The organism is Streptomyces sp. NRRL WC-3605, assembly GCF_001509795.1.
Lineage (GTDB): Bacteria > Actinomycetota > Actinomycetes > Streptomycetales > Streptomycetaceae > Streptomyces > Streptomyces viridochromogenes.
Map to the genome: position 1 here is coordinate 1 of NZ_LLZN01000123.1, position 1,147 is coordinate 1,147.

The 1,147-nt window shown below is 65.8% G+C and carries 1 protein-coding gene and 1 pseudogene; both read left to right on the forward strand.

All coding sequences use genetic code 11. From position 1 onward, the window contains the following. Positions 1 to 202 (forward strand): annotated as a pseudogene (locus tag ADL34_RS36975) (1,4-beta-xylanase); the annotation flags it as partial. A gap of 76 nt (positions 203 to 278) precedes the next feature. Further along, positions 279 to 1,147, forward strand: an 869-nt coding sequence (locus tag ADL34_RS33575; protein WP_062674482.1) for a polysaccharide deacetylase family protein, incomplete at its 3' end; no start/stop codon positions are given.

The following is a 1,147-nucleotide window of genomic DNA, read 5'->3' on the forward strand; positions in this document are numbered from 1 at the left end:
CGTCAGCGGATCCAACAACTGGACCGTCACGATGAAGGTGCCCTCACCCGAAAAGGTCCTGGCCACCTGGAACATCAGCGCAAGCTACCCCGACGCACAGACTCTCGTAGCCAAACCCAACGGCAACGGCAACGACTGGGGCGCCACCATCCAGACCAACGGAACCTGGACCTGGCCCACAGTCACCTGCAGCACCAGCTAACACCAACCCCTCACCACAACGGGCAGGCCACCCCGCCCCCGGCCTGCCCGTACTCCCCCCAGGAGGGAAACGCCCCATGCCTCGCACACCCCGGAAGCCACTGGCAGCCATCACCACCGGTTACGCGCTTGTTGCCGGGATACTCATGGCCAGCTCCCTTGTCGCAGGAAGTGCCGCACCGGCCCAGGCTGCCAGCTGCAACGGCTACGTCGCCCTCACGTTCGACGACGGACCGTCCAACGACCATACCCCCGCCCTGCTCAACGCCCTGAAACAGAATGGTCTCCGGGCCACCATGTTCAACGAGGGCCAATACGCAGCGGCCTACCCCGCGCAAGTCCAGGCACAGGTCAACGCTGGAATGTGGGTCGGCAATCACAGCTACACGCACCCCCACCTGACCCAGCAGAGCGAATCCCAGATCGACTCCGAGATCTCCCGGACCCAGCAGGCCATCGCCGCGGCAGGCGGCGGCACACCGAAATTGTTCCGCCCTCCGTACGGCGAGACGAACTCGACCCTGAGGTCGGTGGAATCCCGCTACGGCCTCACCGAAGTCATCTGGGATGTCGACTCCCAGGACTGGAACAACGCCAGCACCGACGCCATCGTGCAAGCTGTCGGCCGCCTCACCAATGGCCAGGTCATCTTGATGCACGAGTGGCCCCCCAACACCCTCGCCGCCATCCCCCGCATCGCACAGTCCCTGGCCAGCCGCAACCTCTGCGCCGGCATGATCTCCCCGAGCACCGGCCGCGCTGTCGCACCCGATGGCGGTTCCGGCGGCGGGGGCGGTGGTGGCGGGGGCGGTGGCTGCACGGCGACGCTGTCGGCCGGCACCAAGTTCAACGACCGCTACAACCTCAACGTCTCCGTCAGCGGATCCAACAACTGGACCGTCACGATGAAGGTGCCCTCACCCGAAAAGGTCCTGGCCACCTGGAA